This is a genomic window from Streptomyces sp. MB09-01, from assembly GCF_033794505.1.
In the GTDB taxonomy this organism is placed as follows: domain Bacteria; phylum Actinomycetota; class Actinomycetes; order Streptomycetales; family Streptomycetaceae; genus Streptomyces.
On the sequence record NZ_JARAYQ010000403.1, the window covers coordinates 1 to 5193 of the forward strand.

At 56.9% G+C, this 5193-nt stretch carries 2 rRNA genes; both read right to left on the reverse strand.

Annotated features, from left to right (window positions below):
- Nucleotides 1-31: 31 nt before the first annotated feature.
- A 23S ribosomal RNA gene (locus PV721_RS41000) occupies nt 32-3154 on the reverse strand.
- 287 nt (nt 3155-3441) lie between these two features.
- Nucleotides 3442-4966, reverse strand: a 16S ribosomal RNA gene (locus PV721_RS41005).
- The 16S and 23S rRNA genes sit together here, the layout of an rRNA operon.
- Nucleotides 4967-5193 lie beyond the last annotated feature (227 nt).

The following is a 5193-nucleotide window of genomic DNA, read 5'->3' on the forward strand; positions in this document are numbered from 1 at the left end:
TTCAGAACTAACACAGTGGACGCGAGCAACTGAGGACAAGCCCTCGGCCTATTAGTACCAGTCAGCTTCACCCGTTACCGGGCTTCCACATCTGGCCTATCAACCCAGTCGTCTACTGGGAGCCTTACCCTCTCAAGGAGGTGGGAATACTCATCTTGAAGCAGGCTTCCCGCTTAGATGCTTTCAGCGGTTATCCCTCCCGAACGTAGCCAACCAGCCATGCCCTTGGCAGGACAACTGGCACACCAGAGGTTCGTCCGTCCCGGTCCTCTCGTACTAGGGACAGCCCTTCTCAATATTCCTACGCGCACAGCGGATAGGGACCGAACTGTCTCACGACGTTCTAAACCCAGCTCGCGTACCGCTTTAATGGGCGAACAGCCCAACCCTTGGGACCGACTCCAGCCCCAGGATGCGACGAGCCGACATCGAGGTGCCAAACCATCCCGTCGATATGGACTCTTGGGGAAGATCAGCCTGTTATCCCCGGGGTACCTTTTATCCGTTGAGCGACGGCGCTTCCACAAGCCACCGCCGGATCACTAGTCCCGACTTTCGTCCCTGCTCGACCCGTCGGTCTCACAGTCAAGCTCCCTTGTGCACTTACACTCAACACCTGATTGCCAACCAGGCTGAGGGAACCTTTGGGCGCCTCCGTTACCCTTTGGGAGGCAACCGCCCCAGTTAAACTACCCATCAGACACTGTCCCTGATCCGGATCACGGACCGAGGTTAGACATCCAGCACGACCAGAGTGGTATTTCAACGATGACTCCACCCCAACTGGCGTTGAGGTTTCACAGTCTCCCACCTATCCTACACAAGCCGAACCGAACACCAATATCAAACTGTAGTAAAGGTCCCGGGGTCTTTCCGTCCTGCTGCGCGAAACGAGCATCTTTACTCGTAGTGCAATTTCACCGGGCCTATGGTTGAGACAGTCGAGAAGTCGTTACGCCATTCGTGCAGGTCGGAACTTACCCGACAAGGAATTTCGCTACCTTAGGATGGTTATAGTTACCACCGCCGTTTACTGGCGCTTAAGTTCTCAGCTTCGCACGCCCGAAAGCGCACTAACCGGTCCCCTTAACGTTCCAGCACCGGGCAGGCGTCAGTCCGTATACATCGCCTTACGGCTTCGCACGGACCTGTGTTTTTAGTAAACAGTCGCTTCTCGCTGGTCTCTGCGGCCACCCCCAGCTCACGGAGTAAATCCGATCACCAGTGATGGCCCCCCTTCTCCCGAAGTTACGGGGGCATTTTGCCGAGTTCCTTAACCATAGTTCACCCGAACGCCTCGGTATTCTCTACCTGACCACCTGAGTCGGTTTAGGGTACGGGCCGCCATGAAACTCGCTAGAGGCTTTTCTCGACAGCATAGGATCATCCACTTCACCACAATCGGCTCGGCATCAGGTCTCAGCCTTAACGAGGGACGGATTTGCCTACCCCTCGGCCTACACCCTTACCCCGGGACAACCACCGCCCGGGCTGGACTACCTTCCTGCGTCACCCCATCGCTTACCTACTACAAGTCTGGTTCGTCGGCTCCACCACTTTCCTTTCCCCGAAGGGTCCGGAACGGCTTCACGGACTTAGCATCGCCTGATTCGATATTGGGCGTTTCAAAGCGGGTACCGGAATATCAACCGGTTGTCCATCGACTACGCCTGTCGGCCTCGCCTTAGGTCCCGACTTACCCTGGGCAGATCAGCTTGACCCAGGAACCCTTAGTCAATCGGCGCACACGTTTCTCACGTGTGTATCGCTACTCATGCCTGCATTCTCACTCGTGAACCGTCCACAACTAGCTTCCGCTGCTGCTTCACCCGGCACACGACGCTCCCCTACCCATCACAGCGGGCGTTGGCCCTATTGCTGCAATGACACGACTTCGGCGGTACGCTTGAGCCCCGCTACATTGTCGGCGCGGAATCACTTGACCAGTGAGCTATTACGCACTCTTTCAAGGGTGGCTGCTTCTAAGCCAACCTCCTGGTTGTCTCTGCGACTCCACATCCTTTCCCACTTAGCGTACGCTTAGGGGCCTTAGTCGATGCTCTGGGCTGTTTCCCTCTCGACCATGGAGCTTATCCCCCACAGTCTCACTGCCGTGCTCTCACTTACCGGCATTCGGAGTTTGGCTAAGGTCAGTAACCCGGTAGGGCCCATCGCCTATCCAGTGCTCTACCTCCGGCAAGAAACACACGACGCTGCACCTAAATGCATTTCGGGGAGAACCAGCTATCACGGAGTTTGATTGGCCTTTCACCCCTAACCACAGGTCATCCCCCAGGTTTTCAACCCTGGTGGGTTCGGTCCTCCACGAAGTCTTACCTCCGCTTCAACCTGCCCATGGCTAGATCACTCCGCTTCGGGTCTAGAGCGTGCAACTCAATCGCCCTATTCGGACTCGCTTTCGCTACGGCTTCCCCACACGGGTTAACCTCGCTACACACCGCTAACTCGCAGGCTCATTCTTCAAAAGGCACGCAGTCACGACCGTTGTTCCGAAGAACAACGGCGACGCTCCCACGGCTTGTAGGCACACGGTTTCAGGTACTATTTCACTCCGCTCCCGCGGTACTTTTCACCATTCCCTCACGGTACTATCCGCTATCGGTCACCAGGGAATATTTAGGCTTAGCGGGTGGTCCCGCCAGATTCACACGGGATTTCTCGGGCCCCGTGCTACTTGGGAGATGAGCAAGCAAGCCGCTGATGTTTCGTCTACGGGGGTCTTACCCTCTACGCCGGACCTTTCGCATGTCCTTCGACTACATCAACGGTTTCTGACTCGCCGACCGGCCGGCAGACCGATCAAGCTCATTCCCACAACCCCGCATGCGCAACCCCTGCCGGGTATCACACGCATACGGTTTGGCCTCATCCGGTTTCGCTCGCCACTACTCCCGGAATCACGGTTGTTTTCTCTTCCTGAGGGTACTGAGATGTTTCACTTCCCCTCGTTCCCTCCACATGCCCTATGTGTTCAGGCATGGGTGACAGCCCATGACGACTGCCGGGTTTCCCCATTCGGACACCCCCGGATCAAAGCTCAGTTGGCAGCTCCCCGGGGCCTATCGCGGCCTCTCACGTCCTTCATCGGTTCCTGGTGCCAAGGCATCCACCGTGCGCCCTTAAAAACTTGGCCACAGATGCTCGCGTCCACTGTGTAGTTCTCAAACAACGACCAGCCACCCATCACCCTGCTCCCTCAAGGAGAACAAGTTCACTGGGGCCGGCACTGAAGACATGACCTTACGGCCGTACCTTCAGGACCCAACAACGTGCCAAGCACGATCCTCCATCAGTGACTCACTTTCCACGCCCAAGGGCAGTACTCGTGATCCATCCGGAAAACCGTGCCAACTAATCAACGTTCCACCCATGAGCTGACCGTGCAGAACGTTTGTCTGCAATCGGTACTGTGCTCCTTAGAAAGGAGGTGATCCAGCCGCACCTTCCGGTACGGCTACCTTGTTACGACTTCGTCCCAATCGCCAGTCCCACCTTCGACAGCTCCCTCCCTTACGGGTTGGGCCACCGGCTTCGGGTGTTACCGACTTTCGTGACGTGACGGGCGGTGTGTACAAGGCCCGGGAACGTATTCACCGCAGCAATGCTGATCTGCGATTACTAGCAACTCCGACTTCATGGGGTCGAGTTGCAGACCCCAATCCGAACTGAGACCGGCTTTTTGAGATTCGCTCCACCTCACGGTATCGCAGCTCATTGTACCGGCCATTGTAGCACGTGTGCAGCCCAAGACATAAGGGGCATGATGACTTGACGTCGTCCCCACCTTCCTCCGAGTTGACCCCGGCGGTCTCCTGTGAGTCCCCATCACCCCGAAGGGCATGCTGGCAACACAGGACAAGGGTTGCGCTCGTTGCGGGACTTAACCCAACATCTCACGACACGAGCTGACGACAGCCATGCACCACCTGTATACCGACCACAAGGGGGGCACTATCTCTAATGCTTTCCGGTATATGTCAAGCCTTGGTAAGGTTCTTCGCGTTGCGTCGAATTAAGCCACATGCTCCGCTGCTTGTGCGGGCCCCCGTCAATTCCTTTGAGTTTTAGCCTTGCGGCCGTACTCCCCAGGCGGGGAACTTAATGCGTTAGCTGCGGCACCGACGACGTGGAATGTCGCCAACACCTAGTTCCCAACGTTTACGGCGTGGACTACCAGGGTATCTAATCCTGTTCGCTCCCCACGCTTTCGCTCCTCAGCGTCAGTAATGGCCCAGAGATCCGCCTTCGCCACCGGTGTTCCTCCTGATATCTGCGCATTTCACCGCTACACCAGGAATTCCGATCTCCCCTACCACACTCTAGCTAGCCCGTATCGAATGCAGACCCGAGGTTAAGCCTCGGGCTTTCACATCCGACGTGACAAGCCGCCTACGAGCTCTTTACGCCCAATAATTCCGGACAACGCTTGCGCCCTACGTATTACCGCGGCTGCTGGCACGTAGTTAGCCGGCGCTTCTTCTGCAGGTACCGTCACTTTCGCTTCTTCCCTGCTGAAAGAGGTTTACAACCCGAAGGCCGTCATCCCTCACGCGGCGTCGCTGCATCAGGCTTTCGCCCATTGTGCAATATTCCCCACTGCTGCCTCCCGTAGGAGTCTGGGCCGTGTCTCAGTCCCAGTGTGGCCGGTCGCCCTCTCAGGCCGGCTACCCGTCGTCGCCTTGGTGGGCCATTACCCCACCAACAAGCTGATAGGCCGCGGGCTCATCCTTCACCGCCGGAGCTTTCAACCCCCGCCCATGCAGGCAGGAGTGGTATCCGGTATTAGACCCCGTTTCCAGGGCTTGTCCCAGAGTGAAGGGCAGATTGCCCACGTGTTACTCACCCGTTCGCCACTAATCCACCCCGAAGGGCTTCATCGTTCGACTTGCATGTGTTAAGCACGCCGCCAGCGTTCGTCCTGAGCCAGGATCAAACTCTCCATGAATGTTTACCCGTAATCGGGTGCACACATCACTTAGAGCGGGCACGTCAGGTCGGAATAAGACCGACGCGCCACAACGTCCTCGCTGTGTAATTGCCTGCCAGTGCCCGAAGGCCCGACAGGACTTTTTCAAAGGAACCTCATCCACCGAAGTGGACGGGGTATCAACTTCTGGCGTTGATTTTTGGCACGCTGTTGAGTTCTCAAGGAACGGACGCTTCCTTTGTACT